15 protein-coding genes, 2 tRNA genes and 2 pseudogenes are annotated in these 16,090 nt (G+C 60.5%); 5 read left to right on the forward strand and 14 right to left on the reverse strand.

Annotation, left to right across the window (positions count from 1 at the left end; translation table 11 throughout):
• Together J0M27_RS05250 and J0M27_RS05255 are read right to left on the reverse strand one after the other, a co-directional pair.
• The coding region (locus J0M27_RS05250) for a ParA family protein (protein ID WP_294988162.1) at positions 1-526 on the reverse strand (526 nt) is incomplete at its 3' end.
• A gap of 61 nt (positions 527-587) precedes the next feature.
• Positions 588-1,178 (reverse strand): sigma-70 family RNA polymerase sigma factor, encoded by a 591-nt coding sequence (locus J0M27_RS05255; protein ID WP_294988164.1) that lies wholly within the window; start codon positions 1,176-1,178, stop codon positions 588-590.
• Between the two features lie 457 nt (positions 1,179-1,635).
• Between J0M27_RS05255 and J0M27_RS05260 the strand changes: the two genes are divergently transcribed.
• Together J0M27_RS05260 and J0M27_RS05265 are read left to right on the forward strand one after the other, a co-directional pair.
• Entirely contained in the window at positions 1,636-1,935 is a 300-nt protein-coding gene (locus J0M27_RS05260) for a helix-turn-helix domain-containing protein (RefSeq protein WP_294988166.1), read from the forward strand.
• Between the two features lie 65 nt (positions 1,936-2,000).
• Entirely contained in the window at positions 2,001-2,945 is a 945-nt protein-coding gene (locus J0M27_RS05265; protein ID WP_294988167.1) for a site-specific integrase, read from the forward strand.
• A 3-nt stretch (positions 2,946-2,948) separates the two neighbouring features.
• On the opposite strand, the gene J0M27_RS05270 is transcribed toward J0M27_RS05265, so the two are convergent.
• Positions 2,949-3,025, reverse strand: a tRNA-Arg gene (locus J0M27_RS05270).
• Between the two features lie 100 nt (positions 3,026-3,125).
• Between J0M27_RS05270 and J0M27_RS05275 the strand changes: the two genes are divergently transcribed.
• Entirely contained in the window at positions 3,126-3,356 is a 231-nt protein-coding gene (locus J0M27_RS05275; RefSeq protein WP_294988169.1) for a hypothetical protein, read from the forward strand.
• Between the two features lie 5 nt (positions 3,357-3,361).
• On the forward strand, positions 3,362-3,727 hold the full coding sequence (locus tag J0M27_RS05280) for a YajD family HNH nuclease (protein ID WP_294988171.1): 366 nt from the start codon (positions 3,362-3,364) through the stop codon (positions 3,725-3,727).
• Positions 3,728-3,820: 93 nt separating this feature from the next.
• Here J0M27_RS05280 and J0M27_RS05285 read toward each other — a convergent pair.
• A tRNA-Pro gene (locus J0M27_RS05285) sits at positions 3,821-3,897 on the reverse strand.
• Positions 3,898-4,093: 196 nt separating this feature from the next.
• Between J0M27_RS05285 and dksA the strand changes: the two genes are divergently transcribed.
• A complete protein-coding gene (gene dksA, locus J0M27_RS05290; protein WP_294988173.1) occupies positions 4,094-4,522 on the forward strand; it encodes an RNA polymerase-binding protein DksA in 429 nt (142 codons plus the stop codon).
• 154 nt (positions 4,523-4,676) lie between these two features.
• Here dksA and pnp read toward each other — a convergent pair whose 3' ends face one another.
• From pnp to J0M27_RS05340, 10 genes and pseudogenes are all read right to left on the reverse strand, one after another.
• A complete protein-coding gene (gene pnp, locus J0M27_RS05295) occupies positions 4,677-6,788 on the reverse strand; it encodes a polyribonucleotide nucleotidyltransferase (protein ID WP_294988175.1) in 2,112 nt (703 codons plus the stop codon).
• Between the two features lie 138 nt (positions 6,789-6,926).
• Positions 6,927-7,196 (reverse strand): 30S ribosomal protein S15, encoded by a 270-nt coding sequence (gene rpsO, locus J0M27_RS05300; protein WP_294988177.1) that lies wholly within the window; start codon positions 7,194-7,196, stop codon positions 6,927-6,929.
• A 99-nt stretch (positions 7,197-7,295) separates the two neighbouring features.
• Positions 7,296-8,171 carry a tRNA pseudouridine(55) synthase TruB gene (truB, locus tag J0M27_RS05305; protein ID WP_294988179.1) on the reverse strand — a complete coding sequence of 292 codons (876 nt, stop codon included), beginning with the start codon at positions 8,169-8,171 and terminating at the stop codon, positions 7,296-7,298.
• 50 nt (positions 8,172-8,221) lie between these two features.
• Entirely contained in the window at positions 8,222-8,623 is a 402-nt protein-coding gene (gene rbfA / locus J0M27_RS05310; RefSeq protein ID WP_294988181.1) for a 30S ribosome-binding factor RbfA, read from the reverse strand.
• A 6-nt stretch (positions 8,624-8,629) separates the two neighbouring features.
• Positions 8,630-11,329 carry a translation initiation factor IF-2 gene (infB, locus tag J0M27_RS05315; RefSeq protein ID WP_294988183.1) on the reverse strand — a complete coding sequence of 900 codons (2,700 nt, stop codon included), beginning with the start codon at positions 11,327-11,329 and terminating at the stop codon, positions 8,630-8,632.
• Positions 11,330-11,339: 10 nt separating this feature from the next.
• Entirely contained in the window at positions 11,340-12,821 is a 1,482-nt protein-coding gene (nusA, locus tag J0M27_RS05320; protein WP_294988185.1) for a transcription termination factor NusA, read from the reverse strand.
• A 205-nt stretch (positions 12,822-13,026) separates the two neighbouring features.
• Positions 13,027-13,488, reverse strand: coding sequence for a ribosome maturation factor RimP (gene rimP / locus J0M27_RS05325; RefSeq protein WP_294988187.1), 462 nt, complete (start codon positions 13,486-13,488; stop codon positions 13,027-13,029).
• Positions 13,489-13,718: 230 nt separating this feature from the next.
• Positions 13,719-14,426 (reverse strand): annotated as a pseudogene (gene rluB / locus J0M27_RS05330) (23S rRNA pseudouridine(2605) synthase RluB); the annotation flags it as partial.
• A gap of 292 nt (positions 14,427-14,718) precedes the next feature.
• Positions 14,719-15,255: pseudogene (gene scpB, locus J0M27_RS05335) on the reverse strand (SMC-Scp complex subunit ScpB); the annotation flags it as partial.
• The gene (locus J0M27_RS05340; protein ID WP_294988482.1) at positions 15,239-15,988 is read right to left on the reverse strand and encodes a ScpA family protein; all 750 of its coding nucleotides are present in this window, start codon (positions 15,986-15,988) and stop codon (positions 15,239-15,241) included. The gene J0M27_RS05340 and the pseudogene scpB, both read right to left, overlap by 17 nt.
• Positions 15,989-16,090 lie beyond the last annotated feature (102 nt).

The following is a 16,090-nucleotide window of genomic DNA, read 5'->3' on the forward strand; positions in this document are numbered from 1 at the left end:
GTGCGCCGCCCGGCTCCAGGCGATCGAGCAGCTCCATGGTGCCGTCGCGGAATTCGCGGGCGGAGAGGATCTCCGGGGTGATCGGCGATACCAGGATGTCGGCGGCGAGAACCGCCGCATCCTGCAAGGGTCCGATGGCGCCCTGGGTATCGATCAGTACGCAGTCATAGGCCTCGACCACCGCCGGCGACTGCAGCGCGAAGCGCAGCCGAAAGCCGCGGTCGATGCGATTCAGCAGCCAGTGCGGCAGATTGCCCTCGGGATCGTCGGAGATCACGATGTCAAGATTCTGGTACACGGTCGCCGTGATGCACGACGTGTTGACCGCGCCGCGCACGATCACCTCGGTCAGGCCGGCAGCCGGTTTCGCCACCGCCAACGGGAAATATTTGGATAGCGAGGGTTGCACGTCGGCGTCGATCAGGAGCACGCGCAATCCCATGTCGGCGAGGAGCGCCCCCAGATTAGCGGTGAGCGTAGTCTTGCCGACACCCCCCTTGGTGCTGGTCACAGTGAATTTGATCATCGAATCGGCGCGGTTTCAGGTCATGGTTCAGTCATACGGAATTCCTCGGCAAAGTGTCGAATCAGGGCTGCAAATAGTCGTCCAGACCATGCTGGGCGAAGATCTTGCGGATGCGTTTGATTTCCTCGTAGAGCGTTGCGCGCGGGATTCGGAGCTTTTCTGAGGCCTCTTTGATGGACAGGCCTTGTGCGCCAAGCAGTTCGCACAGGCGCCGCTGCTCGGGCGTGAGCCGGTTCATGACCTCCGTAACGTCGATACGAATGTCAGCCGGATCGAAAGATTCTTGCCCACCCGACTCGCGCCCCTGTTCGGCATCCACCAGATCGGCATAGGTGGGTGCATCCTCGGAGTCACCCACCGTATCGTCTAGGGAAACGGTTTCCTGGTCACCCCGTCGCTTGTCGGTCTCCCGCTCGCGCGCCATATCGATCAGTTTGTTGCGCACGACCCGCGCCATGTAGGCGATGGGCGGACCGCCCGGATCGGGGACTAGTTGCCGCCGCACTTCAAGCCAGTGCATCAGGCATTCCTGTAGGAGGTCGTCGAATTCCTCCCGATACAGACTTCGTGACCGCCGGCGGAATTCTCCGATGAGTTTCTTGGTGACCGCGATTTCCCAACCCTGTAGACCATTGCCCTGTTTGAGCGCCATGGCGCCCCCCTTTCGTCAGATGAAAGGGCGGCAATGTGACCAATGACGTTGCTATTTAGCTAAATGGCATTGAAATAAATGTATCTATATGACCTAGGGCATAGGCGCCGACAGTTTTGAAGGCAATTCCGTATTCATGAGTCAACGCCTGCCAAGGTCACTCTGGTAGAGACACCCGCTGGGTGTCTCTAGAAGGGGCTATGGCAGATCTGCTGTGACAGCCCGATTAGCCGCGAACGCGCTGCCAGTACCGGGGTAAACCTGGCGAGCACAGCAATTAACTAGCGCGGGTACAAGGGTGGGAGCGGCGAGCTATGCGCAATACATCAACCAGACGATCACCCCAATACGTCGTATGGCCAGGTCCCACGGTGATGCTCTGCAAAGATCCGCTGAAGCGGAACAGCCAGACCGCGAAACCACAGGTTCTTTCGAGGGATTCGGTATGAGTCCCGTAATGACCGTGGCCGAAGCCGCCGCATTCCTAAAAGTCAGTGATGACGTTCTCTACCCGATGCTGGCTCGCGGAGAAATACCGGCCGGAAAGGTCAAGGGGCAATGGAGATTGATCGAGGATGACTTACTGAACTGGCTCAGATCGCAGTATCCTGTGAAGGCGAGAGCGCCTTCTGATGTGGAGGTTTTATGCCATACCGAAGGGAAGGAACCCGTAACTGGTGGATCGTTGTCAATGGAGTACGCCAGTCTTCTGGGACTGCCAACTTCGAAGACGCAAAAGCACTCGAAGGGAAGCTAAATCACGAAGACTGGTTGCAGCAAAGAATGGGGTTCAAGAAGCCACGAAGCTGGAAGGAAGCAGTCGTGAAATTTCTGAAAGAGAGTCAGCACAAGGCCAGTTACGACACCATCAAGCAGCGGCTTGGCTGGTGGAATGCGTTGCTGGGCGACCTGGCGGACATTCGGAAGATCGATCGTGACATGATTGACGACTACATCGCCGCCAATCGTCCAGTCACGGGAGTCGCCAGCAGTGCCAACAGCACCGCCAACAAGTATTCAAAGGTGGTGATGTCGATATTGAACCAGGCGCACGACGAATGGAAGTGGATCGATGGCGTACCAAAGCTCCGGTATTACCCAGAGCCGCCGCATCGTCGAGCATGGCTCAAGGTGGAGCAGTGGCGCAAACTGGAAAAACAACTTCCCGATCATCTGCGGCTGGCGGCAACCTTTGCGCTGGCGACAGGACTCCGAAAGGGAAAAGTGTTTGGGTTGGAATGGTCGCAGGTAGACCTTTCCGAGCGCACGTTAACGACCTACGGTAACGATGTGAAGCTGGGAGTCGTCATACCTCTCAACGACACGGCCATGAGCGTTTTGCGGGAGATTGCAAGCGAGCCTGTACGGCATCTGACGCGAGTGTTCTCCGTCAACGGAGAACCCATAAAGGGGTATGGGAAGGCGTGGTTCAAAGCAATGCACCGCGCCGGACTTGGCGAATACAAGCTATGGCGCGTCGATGGAAAGCTGAAATCTGAATGGACGGGCTTTACCTGGCACGGACTACGTCACACATTTGCATCGTGGCTCGGTCAGGCTGGAGTAGCAGAGATGTACATCGATCAGTTGTGCGGATGGGCAGAGAAGGACACGCGGGGAATCTACACGCATCTGGATGTAGAGCATCTGCGGCCATACGCGCAAATCATCGATGCCAAGCTCGCCGCCCTTCCTGCGCTATCGATTGCACAGTTTGCTACACAGTCGCAACACAGCGGAGTAGTTACTCTCGCTGCCACTGCCTGAAACTGGCCCGCCCGACAGGACTCGAACCTGTTACCCCCGGCTTAGAAGGCCGGTGCTCTATCCAGATGAGCTACGGGCGGTACTCGTTGATTGCACTGGACGAGTTTAGCGCAGGACGGAACAAACAGCGCTGACCGGGGCATAATTGCGCCTGTTACCCCCGGCTTCCGGTTTATTCCCATGGCTACCGATCAGACCTATTGCTATCACTGTCGCACGCATCATCCTCGCAACGAAATGCGTCTAATCGTTACCAAGACCGGCAAGCGCTGGCGCTGCATTCGCAGCATAGAAGCGACCCAACAGGGTCCGGAAGCACGCGAAGCCTATGGCCGCCAGGTGTCCGAGATCAACAAAGCGGAATCCAAGAGCCGGGCACAGCGCATGAACAATCTGCTGCAGGAAAAATAGCGTGCATGAAGCCGGGTAGCCCGTCGAAGCTCGACAATATCGTCGCCGACGCACGCCGTGCGGCCGAGGCGCGCGAGCGGGGCTACCGTGATCAGGCGCTCAATATCTACCCCTGGATTTGCGGTCGCTGCGCGCGCGAATTCAACCGCGCCAACCTGCGCGAACTGACGGTACACCACCGCGACCACGACCACAAGAACAACCCGGCAGACGGCAGCAACTGGGAACTCCTTTGTCTTTACTGCCACGACAACGAGCATCAGCGGCATATGGAGGCAGCCGGTTGCGGACCATCTGGGCAATCCAGCGAACCGGGAGCAACGCACTCACCGTTTGCCGACCTGAAGGCATTGTTGGCACGAAAAGACTGAACAGACCGGCGAACGCCGGCATGAAGCCAGAATTGGATCCCTGAGGTTTCAGGAGGTCGTTCCGCGCGGAGCCCTCGGAACAGGAAGAAGGGATGGTCGGGGTGGAGGGATTCGAACTCTCGACATCTTGCTCCCAAAGCAAGCGCGCTACCGGGCTGCGCCACACCCCGAACGGTTGCAATTTTACAGACCCCGCCCCATCGCGGTCAATCAGTTGGCACGGCGTTGCGCCGTGAAATGAAGTGTCGGGGATTCTGGACAGCAATTGATTGCACAGCACGCGGCAAGCCGTGCCGGACTCGCCACTTGCGGTCATCGTTCGTTTCGTTTATAAAGCCGATTCTCCGAAATCAGGAATGCTCCGCGATGGCTGAAGACCTGCTGCACAAGAAGCAATTCCCGCCCTACACCCCGAAAAAGGGCGAGGACTACATGAGCTCGAAACAACTGGCTCACTTTCGCGACATACTGATGTCGCTCAAGGATGAATTGAGCGAAGACATCGAGCGTACGGTGCATACCATGCAGGACGAGGCGACGGTGTTCGCCGACCCGAACGATCGAGCCAGCCAGGAGTCCGACATCGCCCTGGAACTGCGAAATCGCGACCGCGAACGCAAACTGATCAAGAAGGTGGAAGAATCGATCGCCCGCATCGAGTCCGGCGAATACGGCTACTGCGATTCCTGCGGTGTCGAAATTGGATTGAAGCGCCTCGAGGCGCGACCGACGGCGACACTTTGCATCGACTGCAAGACGCTTGAAGAACATCGAGAAAAACAGGTTGGAAAGTAATTCCAGCCTGTTTTCGGTGCAGGCTAACGTGAGCGCAGCGAACGTTACGCGTAGCGGCCGAAGCCAAAAGCAGGTCGGAAAATAAGGTACCGACACCAGAGGTCAACGAAAAAGGACGCCGAGGCGTCCTTTTTCGTTGACTGACAGATCCGTATTACTGCGTCGTCGCTGGAGCGGATACCTCGGCGGCAATGGCCTTCATCGACAGGCGCACGCGGCCCTTGTCATCGGTTTCGATGACCTTGACCTTCACAACCTGGCCTTCCTTGAGGTAATCGGAAACGGCATTGACCCGCTCGCTGGCGATCTGCGAAATGTGCAGCAGTCCATCCTTGCCGGGCAGCAGGCTGACGATGGCGCCGAAATCCAGCAGGCGCAACACGGTGCCTTCATAGATGCGGCCGACCTCGACCTCTGCGGTGATATCCTCGATGCGCTTTTTCGCGACCTGGGCCGCATCGGCATTCACGGACGAAATGGTGATCGAGCCATCGTCTTCGATGTCGATCACGCAACCCGTCTCCTCGGTCAGCGCGCGGATCACGGCGCCACCCTTGCCGATCACGTCGCGGATCTTCTCCGGGTTGATCTTGATGTGGATCATGCGCGGAGCGAAGGTTGAAACCTCCTCGCGATGAACGGACATCGAACCCTTCATTTTGTCCAGAATGTGCAGGCGAGCTTCCTTGGCCTGAGCCAGAGCAACCTGCATGATTTCCTTGGTGATGCCCTGGATCTTGATGTCCATCTGCAGGGCGGTGATGCCGTCTTCGGTGCCGGCAACCTTGAAGTCCATGTCGCCGAGGTGATCTTCGTCGCCGAGGATATCGGTCAGCACGGCGAAACGACCGCCGTCCTTGATCAGTCCCATGGCGATGCCGGCGACGGGCGCCTTGAGCGGAACGCCGGCATCCATCAGGGCCAGTGAGCCGCCGCAAACCGAAGCCATCGACGACGAACCGTTGGACTCGGTGATCTCGGAGACAACGCGCATGGAATAGCCGAATTCCTCGGGCGAGGGGAGTACGGCAAGCAGCGCGCGCTTTGCGAGTCGACCGTGGCCGATTTCGCGACGCTTCGGCGTACCGACACGACCGGTTTCCCCCGTGGCGTAAGGAGGCATGTTGTAGTGAAGCATGAAACGGTCACGGTACTCGCCCTGCAGGGCGTCGATGATCTGCTCGTCGCGACCGGTACCCAACGTGGCAACTACCAGGGCCTGGGTCTCGCCACGGGTAAACAAGGCCGAGCCATGAGTGCGTGGGAGGACGCCATTGCGGATAACGATGGGGCGCACGGTGCGGGTATCGCGGCCGTCGATGCGCGGTTCGCCATTGAGGATCTGGCTGCGCACGATCTTCGCTTCGAGTTCGAATACAGTGTTGCCGACGAGATTGGAGTCCGGGGGATTCTCAACGCTTTCGGTCAGCGCGGCGATGGTCCTCTTGGTGATTTCCCGTGTTCTCACCGTGCGGGCCTGCTTGCTGGTGATGCGATAGGCTTCGCGCAGTTCGGCTTCCGCCAGTTCGGCGACACGCGCGATCAGCGGTTCGTTCTTGGCGGGCGCCTGCCAATCCCATTCCGGCTTGCCGGCCGCTTCCACCAGTTCGTTGATCGCCTTGATCGCGGCCTGCATCTGGTCGTGACCAAAAACCACGGCGCCGAGCATGACTTCTTCGGAAAGCCTTTTTGCCTCGGACTCGACCATCAGCACTGCGGCCTCCGTTCCGGCGACAACCAGGTCAAGCTGGGTGCTTTCCAGTTGGGTCTTGGTCGGGCAGAGTACGTATTTACCGTCAATGTAACCGACACGGGCAGCGCCGATCGGGCCGCTGAAAGGAATTCCGGACAATGACATCGCGGCTGATGCACCGAGCATGGCCGGAATGTCCGGATCGATCTCGGGATTGCAGGACATGACGGTACAGACCACCTGCACTTCGTTGTAGAACGCATCCGGAAACAGCGGACGCAGGGGGCGATCGATCAGGCGCGAGGTCAGGATTTCCTTTTCCGAAGGACGGCCTTCGCGCTTGAAGAATCCCCCGGGGATGCGACCGGCGGCATAGGTTCGTTCCTGGTAGTCCACTGTCAGCGGGAAAAAGTCCTGCCCCGGCTTCGCATTGAGCGCCCCCACCACGGTTGCCAGCACCACCGTGTCATCCATTGTGACCATGACGGCCCCACCAGCCTGGCGAGCAATTTCAGCGGTTTCAAGGGTGACGGTATGGTCACCATAGGCAAAGCTCTTCTTGATCGGATTCAACACAACGATTCCTTTCGGCAATAAATAAAAGCCGGTACAGCCATCATGGCTGTACCGGCCTGTTCAGCAAGCCTGCGCAACACAAGGCGCAAAGCACATCGCGCGTTCGGGACAACCCGGACCGGCATCAGGTAAAAACTACTTGCGCAGGCCGAGTCGCTCGATCAGCGAACGATAGCCATCGGCGTTCTTGCGCTTGAGGTAGTCCAGCATCTTGCGACGCTGGCTGACCATCTTCAGCAGACCGCGCCGCGAATGGTGATCCTTGGTGTGGGCCTTGAAATGGCCGGTCAAATCGTTGATGCGCGCCGTAAGCAGCGCTACCTGTACTTCGGGAGAGCCGGTGTCACCCTGGGCACGCTGGTAGTCGGTGACGATTTTGGCTTTGTCGTTCGTGGAAATTGCCATTGTGGTTTCCTTGCTGATCCTGTGATGTTGGGCTCTTGGAGAACCGTGGATTATAGCGATTTGAATGCAATCTAATCAAGCATTGGTGACCAATCTACGTCAAACCCCCGCAACCAGCCGCTGCGGTCGCAACCACCCGTCGCCAGACTGCCGACAAAGGCCGATAAAACGCTGTTCATGGTCATAGACGCGCAATCGCGTGCCGCCTTCCGCCGACCAGCGAACCGCCTGACCTTGGCGCAGTCGTGCCGAGTCGTCCGGGTCCAGACACGCGGACGACAGGCCGGCCAGCAAGGCGTCCGGCGGCTTCAGAAGCGCATCACGCGCATCGCCGGACAACGCCGCGAGCGCCTCCAGGGAATGTGCCTGGGTGGCACCGAGGTCGCCGATGCCGGTACGGCGCAAGGCCGCGAGGTGCGCACCACAACCCAACCGGGCACCGATGTCGGCAGCGAGGGTGCGTACATAGGTCCCCTTGCTGCAGCAAACTTCGAAAACAAAACGATCGCCGGCAGGATCCGCCATCCATTCCAGAAGCCGTAATTCATGGATGCTCACACGCCGCGTGGCACGTTCCAGTTCGATTCCCGCGCGGGCGTATTCATATAGCGGCTTGCCGTCGCGCTTCAATGCCGAATGCATCGGCGGAACCTGCTCGATCTCGCCGACAAAGGCCTCCATTACCGCTGCTGCGCTATCGCGCGAGACGTCAACCGGACGACGTTCCAATACCATCCCCTCGGCATCCGCGGTATCGGTGGTGACGCCGAGCTGCACGGTTGCCACATAGCGCTTGTCGGCGTCGAGCAATTCGCCCGAAAATTTGGTCGCCTCGCCGAAACAGAGGGGAAGCAGACCGGTGGCGAGCGGATCGAGGGTCCCGGTATGCCCGGCCTTTTCCGCGTTGAACAGGCGGCGCGCCGCCTGCAGGGCGTGATTCGACGAAATGCCGAGCGCCTTGTCGAGCAGCAGCACGCCATCGAGGCGCCGTCGCGGGGGGCGACGAAACTGGACTCGAGGCTCGCTCACTCGTCACGCAGGTCCTTGTCCGACTCGACCGCCTCGTCGATCAGTTTCGACAGTCGTGCGCCCTCCTGAACGGAAGGATCAAAGACAAAGTGCAGTTCCGGAACATGGTGAATGCGGACCCGGCGCCCCAATTCACGACGCAGGAAGGTGGCCGAATGCCGCAGGCCCTGGGCGATCAGTTCGTTCGACGCCGGATCCGCCATGGAGGTATAGAACACCTTGGCATGTGCATAGTCGGGCGTCAGTTCGACCGCGGTAAGGGTTACCAGCATCAACCTGGGCGCAATGCGCAGATCCTTCAGGTGAAACCGGAGCAGATCGGCCAGCTCCCGGCGAATCTGCTGCGCAACGCGGTCGGACCGCTCGAATCCGTGACCCGTTCCGCGTCTGGTTGCCATCGTCGATCAGTTCAGGGTACGGGCGATTTCCTGGACTTCGAACACTTCGAGCTGATCGCCTTCATTGATGTCGTTGAAGTTCTTCAGGCTCAAACCGCACTCGAATCCTTCCTTGACCTCGCGCACATCGTCCTTGAAACGCTTGAGCGAATCCAGTTCTCCGGTATGGATCACCGTATTGCTGCGCAGCAGTCGAACCGATGCGTTGCGCTTGACGACGCCGGAAAGCACCATGCAGCCGGCCACGGCACCGATGCGCGAGATGCGGAATACCTGGCGTATCTCGACAATGCCAAGCACGACTTCCCTCTTCTCGGGCGCCAGCATTCCGGACAATGCGGCCTTCACTTCGTCTACCGCGGCATAGATGATGTTGTAGTAGCGGATATCGACACCAAGACTTTCCGCGGCCTTGCGCGCGCCCACGTCAGCACGGGTATTGAAGCCAATTACAACCGCCTTCGATGCCGCTGCCAGGTTGATGTCGGACTCGCTGATGCCACCCACGCCGGCATGAACCACCATGACCTTGACTTCGGCAGTGGACAACTTGTTCAAGGACTGCACGAGGGCTTCCTGCGAGCCCTGAACGTCGGCCTTGATGATCAACGGCAGGGTGCGGATTTCGCCCTCGGCCATCTGCTCGAACATATTTTCGAGTTTGGCGGCCTGCTGCTTCGCCAGTTTGACGTCGCGGAACTTGCCCTGGCGGAACAGGGCGATCTCGCGCGCCTTGCGCTCGTCAAGAATTACCATGCCCTCGTCGCCCGCGGCCGGCACATCGGTAAGACCCTGGATCTCGACCGGAATCGACGGGCCCGCAGAGTCGATCGACTTGCCGTTCTCGTCGATCATGGCGCGTACCCGACCGAACACAGCGCCCGCCAAGAGCACATCGCCACGGCGAAGCGTTCCCGACAGCACGAGTATCGTCGCCACCGGTCCCTTGCCCTTGTCGAGTCGCGCCTCGATCACGAGCCCCTTGGCCGGTGCGTCGACCGGTGCCACCAGTTCCAGCACCTCGGCCTGCAGCAACACCTGCTCCAGCAGGTCGTCAATACCCTGGCCGGTCTTGGCCGAGACGCCGACGAACGGTGAGTCACCGCCGTATTCCTCGGGAACCACCCCCTCCGCCACCAGTTCCTGTTTGACCCGATCGAGGTTCGCATCCGGCTTGTCGATCTTGGTGACCGCCACGATCAGTGGTACGTCGGCCGCCTTGGCATGGTGAATCGCCTCGCGGGTCTGCGGCATGACTCCGTCATCCGCCGCCACCACGAGGATCACCAGGTCGGTGGCCTTCGCACCGCGTGCCCGCATCGCGGTAAAGGCCTCGTGACCCGGCGTGTCCAGAAAGGTGATCATGCCGCGCGGCGTTTCGACGTGATAGGCGCCGATGTGCTGCGTGATGCCGCCTGCCTCGCCATGGGCTACCCGGCTCTTGCGAATGTAATCGAGCAGCGAGGTCTTGCCGTGGTCAACGTGACCCATTACGGTAACAACGGGCGCGCGCGGCAACTGCACCACGTCCTTGTGCTCGCCCTCGTCGGCTAGGAAAGCGTCCGGATCGTCGAGCTTCGCGGCGAAAGCCTTGTGCCCGAGCTCCTCGACCACGATCATTGCCGTTTCCTGATCGAGCACCTGGTTGATGGTGACCATCGATCCCATTTTCATCAAGGCCTTGATGACTTCGGTGGCCTTGACCGTCATCTTGTGCGCCAGATCGGCGACGGAAATCGTTTCCGGCACATGCACTTCGCGCACGATCGCCTCGACCGGTTGCGGTGCCTGGATCTCCTCGGTGTGGCCGTGTCGCCCGCCGTGACGGCCGCCTCCCTTCGAACCGCGCCAGCCGGACGTACCGGCATCGCCACGAGTCTTGATCGCGCGCCGCTTGGCGGCATCGTCCTTCCAGGCGTCCTTCTTGGCCGGCTTCGCCTTGCCGTCATCCGCCTTGGTCGCCGGTTTGTGGATGGTTCCCGACACGCCTGCGGCTGCAGCCGCCTGTTCCTTGGCTTTTGTCGCCTCGGCAGCGGCCAGTTGCGCCTGTTGCTCGACCAGACGAGCCTCCGCCTCGGCGCGGGCCCTTGCCTCGCGCTCGCTCTTTTCCTTGAATTCCGCCGCCTGGATCGCCGACAGCTTGCCTTGGCGCCTCGACTCGGCCTCCCTCAGGGCCTGCTGTGCCGGATCGATGTGCAATCGGACGGACGCGACTGGAGCCGCGACCGGCGTCTCGGGAGCAAGCTCGGCGACCGGAGCCGGCACGGAAACAGGCGCCTCTTCAATAGCGGGAGTCGGCGCTGGCGCTACGGCGACGGGCTCGGCCGTCACAACCGGAGCCTCGACAGGAACCTCGGCTGACGCTTCGGCAACAGCTTCTGCCGCGACTTCGGCCGCGAGTTCACTGGCATCGCGTTTGACGAACACGCGCTTCTTGCGGACCTCGACCTGGATTGTGCGTGCCTTGCCGGTGGAGTCCGAGGCCCGTATCTCGCTGGTCTGCTTGCGGGTCAGGGTGATCTTGGCCTTGGGCGCGGTTTCGCCATGCGACTTGCGCAGGTAGTCGAGCAGCCGCGACTTGTCCTGTTCGGACAGAGTGTCGTTGGAGGCTTCCTTGCTGACGCCGGCCTTGGCCAATTGCTCCAGCAGGGCCGGCGCCGGCATTTTCAGTTCGGTCGCGAATTGTGAAACTGTCATCAAAGCCATGCGGTACCTCTCATTCTTCTTCGGCGAACCAGTGCGCGCGCGCCAGAGTAATCAGCGCCGTCGCCCGCACGGCATCGATGCCGGTCATTTCCATCAACTCGTCGGTCGCCAGGTCCGCCAGCGCATCGCGATTGGTAACGCCGTTCTTGGCCAGCTTCGCGGCGAGCGGCTTGTCCATTCCCTCGATCGAGAGCATGTCATCGGCCACCTTTTCCATCTGTTCTTCGTCGACGATCGCTTCGGTCAGCAGCACGTTGCGTGCGCGCTCGCGCAGTTCCGTCACCGTGGCCTCATCGAACGCCTCGATTTCCAGCATTTCGGCCAGCGGAACATAGGCTATTTCCTCCAGCGTCGAGAAACCTTCCTCGATCAGGATATTGGCTACCTCCTCGTCGACGTCGAGTTTCTCCATGAACAGGGCGCGGATCGTGCTGTGTTCGGTCTCGGAGCGCTTCTGCGACTCCTCGATGGTCATCAGGTTGATGGTCCACCCTGTCAGTTCGGAAGCGAGCCGTACATTCTGCCCGCCGCGGCCGATGGCGATAGCCAGGTTGTCCTCATCGACCACTACGTCCATCGCATGCTTCTCTTCATCGACCACGATGCTCTGCACTTCGGCCGGGGCCAGCGCACCGATGACGAACTGGGCCGGATCGGCGGACCAGAGGATGATATCGACGCGTTCGCCAGAAAGCTCGTTGGTCACCGCGGTCACGCGCGAGCCGCGCATGCCGACGCAGGTACCGATCGGATCGACCCGCGGATCGTTCGACTTGACGGCAATCTTGGCGCGCATCCCGGCATCGCGGGCAGCGGCCTTGATTTCGAGCAGGCCGTCCTCGATCTCTGGCACTTCGAGTTCGAACAGCTTCATGATGAATTCGGGTGCCGTGCGCGACAGGATCAGTTGCGGCCCCCGCGCCTGCCGGTCGATCTTCATCAACCAGGCGCGCACCCGGTCGCCCGGACGCAGGTTTTCCTTGGGGATCATCTGGTCGCGTGGCAGGAGCGCCTCGATGCGGCCGGCCTCGATGATGGCGCTGCCACGCTCCATGCGCTTGACCGTACCGCTGACGAGGAATTCCTTGCGATCGAGGAAATCGTTGAGCAACTGTTCGCGTTCGGCATCGCGGATTTTCTGCAGGATGACCTGCTTGGCGGCCTGGGCGCCGATGCGACCGAAATCGATCGGTTCCAGCGCTTCCTCGATGTAGTCTTCAAGCATGATGTCGGGAATCTGCTGCTGCGCGGCAGTAAGTCCGATCTGCTGCTCGGGATCCTCGACCATGTCATCGGCGACTACCAGCCAGCGACGGAAAGACTCGTATTCGCCGGTATCGCGATCGATGTCCACACGCACGTCGGCTTCGTCGTTGGTGCGCTTCTTAGTGGCAGACGCCAGCGCCATTTCGAGGGCGCCAAAAACGATGTCCCGCGGAACATTCTTTTCGCGGGCCAGGGCATCGACCAACAGCAGCAATTCACGGCTCATGTGAGTTCTCCGGCATTTATCAGAACCTCAGCTCCGGCGTCACGCCCGCTCACGCGGGCATCAACCTTCACTGAAACTCAAATTCACAGTTCTAGCTCCGGCGTCACGCCCGCTCACGCGGGCATCAACCTTCACTGAAATTCCACTACAGTTCTAGTTCCGGCATAACGCCCGCTGACGCAGGCGGGCCTTCACTGAAACTCCACTACAGTTTTGGCACCAGGCGCGCCCGATCGATATTCTCGAACGCGAACCGATGCAGTGTTTCATTCACTTTCAGGCAGACCAATTCAACGCCGCCCTCTTCCTGCAATCCTTCAAGCACGCCGCTGAAATTCCGCTGGTTGCCCAGCGGCACGCGCAACTTCAACTGCACTTCCCTGCCGCTGAAGCGGCGGTAATCTTCTGGCTTCACCAATGGGCGATCCAGGCCCGGCGAGGACACCTCAAGCCGGTCGTAATCGACATTCTCCACCGTGAATACCCGGCTGAGCTGGTTGCTCACCGCAGCGCAGTCCTCAACGCTGATGCGACTCCTTTCCGCCTGCTCCGAATCCGGCCTGTCGATGAAGACGCGCAACAACCGGGCGCGCGGACTGGTTTCGAATTCAACCAGTTCGTAGCCCAAGCCGGTTACAGTCGTCTCAATCAAATCAGACAGTTGCATGAATACTCACAAACGCATCGCACAAATAGAAAATGGGCCAAAAAAGCCCATTCCTTCTCTCTCCCGAGAACGGTGCCAACCAAAGCCGAAAGATTATATCAGAGGCCTCATTTCTCTGCCAAATCAATTCGATCGCTGTCGCCGTCCGGCGCTAGAGCGTCAACGTCAGCTTCTTCGCCGTGCACCGCAAAACCAGCATCGGGTCCGATTCTTCGTTCCGGCGGCAGCAGTTTCAGCAGCGCCTGGACTTCGCCGGGTTCGAGGTCGCGGCATTGGCCGCGTTTCAGCCGCGGGGACAGATGCACCGGCCCGTAGCGAACGCGCATCAGACGGCTGACCATCAGCCCTACCGCTTCGAACATTCGCCGCACTTCACGATTACGCCCCTCGGACAGGACGACCCGGTACCAGTGGTTCGAGCCCTCGCCGCCGGCTTCGGCAATCAGGTCGAAGCGGGCCATGCCATCTTCAAGCTGCACGCCCTGTCGAAGGCGTTCCAGCATTTCCGGAGTGGCCGCGCCAAGCACTCTCACGGCGTATTCGCGATCGATTTCATAGCGCGGATGCATCATGCGGTTGGCGAGGCTGCCATCGTTGGTAAATAGCAGCAGGCCGCAGGAATTGAAGTCGAGTCGGCCGATCGAAATCCAGCGCCCGCTCTTCAGTCGAGGCAGCTTGCCGAACACGCTGGGACGGCCGTCCGGATCGTCACGTGAAACGATCTCGCCTTCAGGCTTGTGGTAGACCAGCACGCGCGGCAGGCGCGACTGAAACTTGAGCTGGACCAGCTTGCCATTGACGCGAATTCTATCCTCAGGCCCGACGCGCTGGCCAACGTGTGCCGGTTCGCCATTGACGCTGACGCGCCCGGCAAGGATCCATTCCTCGAGTTCGCGGCGGGAACCGAATCCAGCATCCGCGAGCGCCTTGTGCAGCTTCGGCGGATCGGCAAAGACTGCATCGCCACGCCGGGTCGGCCGCCGGGAAGCGACCGCCGCTTCACCACCGCTACGCGAATCAGTTGCCGGTTTCGTCGGTCCCCTGGGCGGACGGAAGGGGGTCGCCTTGCGCGGCTGGCGGCTCGATTTGCCGCGTTTCGGTTTCGACGAGGTCGAGTTGTCCGTCCCCTGACCGGGCTGGCCGCGGCCCGGCGTCGAGGCCGCCGGCGTCCGGTTTGTCGGTGACCGGCGGCCCGGCCGGGGAGGCTTCGGCGATTGCGGTTTGTCCAAGATCGATCACCCTTTCAATTTCAGTAAGTGGCGGCAGTTCGGTCAAACTGCGCAAGCCGAGGTCATCGAGAAACTTTCGCGTCGTGGCATACAAAGCCGGACGTCCTGGTGCGTCGCGATGCCCGACGGCATCGATCCAGCCGCGTCCTTCGAGCGTCTTCAAAATGTTCGGCGACACGGCAACACCGCGCACGTCCTCGATGTCGCCGCGCGTCACCGGCTGGCGATAGGCGATGATCGCCAAGGTTTCCATCACGGCACGTGAATATTTCGGCGGCTTGTCGTTCTTCAGCCGGTCGATGTAGGACTGGTATTCGGGACGGGTCTGGAAACGCCAGCCTGAGGCCAGTTGCACCAGTTCGGCTCCCCGACTCGCCCAATCGCGACGCAGGTCGTCAAGCAGCGTGCGCCAGGTGTCGTCGTCAAACTCCTGATCGAAAAGTTTCTTCAGCTCGGACAGGGGCAACGGTTCCGCCGCCACCAGAAGGACGGTTTCCAGCACTCGCTTGTAGTCGTCGGGCTTATATAGCGGCAGCATCGGGCAACTTCACGTAAATGGGCGCCATGGCCTCGTTCTGGGTAATCTCGACAAGCGACTCGCGCGCCAGTTCCAGCATCGCCAGAAAACTCACCACTAGGCCCTGCGTGCCCAGCGTCAGGTCGAACAACTGATCGAACATCACGTAGCCACCGCCCTGCAGGCGCCGCAGAATGATGCTCATGTGTTCGCGCACCGAGAGCTCCTCGCGGTGGATCTTGTGGTGCTGATGCACCCGCGCCTGTTTCATCAGCGACAGCCAGGCCACCTGCAGGTCGTGCAAGCTGACTTCCGGCTGGCGCTCGGCCACCTTGTCGGCTATCCACACCGTGAACCATTCGAAGTCGCGCCCGGCTTGCGGCATCTCGTCCAGCCTGGCCGCGGAAGCCTTCATGCGCTCGTATTCGATCAGGCGCCGCACCAGTTCCGCGCGCGGATCTTCGGGCTCGCCGTTTTCCGCCTTGGGCGGACGCGGCAACAGCATTCGCGACTTGATCTCGATCAGCATCGCGGCCATCAGCAGGTATTCGGCGGCGAGTTCCAGATTGCCCTTGCGCATCGCTTCGACGTAAACCAGATATTGCGCGGTGAGCGGCGCCATCGGGATGTCGAGCACGCTGATGTTGGCGCGGCGGATCAGGTACAGCAGCAGGTCAAGCGGACCCTCGAAGGAATCAAGGATGATCTCGAGCGCGTCGGGCGGGATGTACAGGTCGCGCGGCAACTCGGCCATCACCTCGCCATAGACCTTCGGCAGGTGATGCACCAGGGCCTCCCCTGGCGCAAAAGTCGGCGCGGGCAGAACGGCGGGCGGAACGACGGCGGCCCCCAAGTT

It is taken from the genome of Sulfuritalea sp., from assembly GCF_017302275.1.
Taxonomy (GTDB): Bacteria; Pseudomonadota; Gammaproteobacteria; order Burkholderiales; family Rhodocyclaceae; genus Sulfuritalea.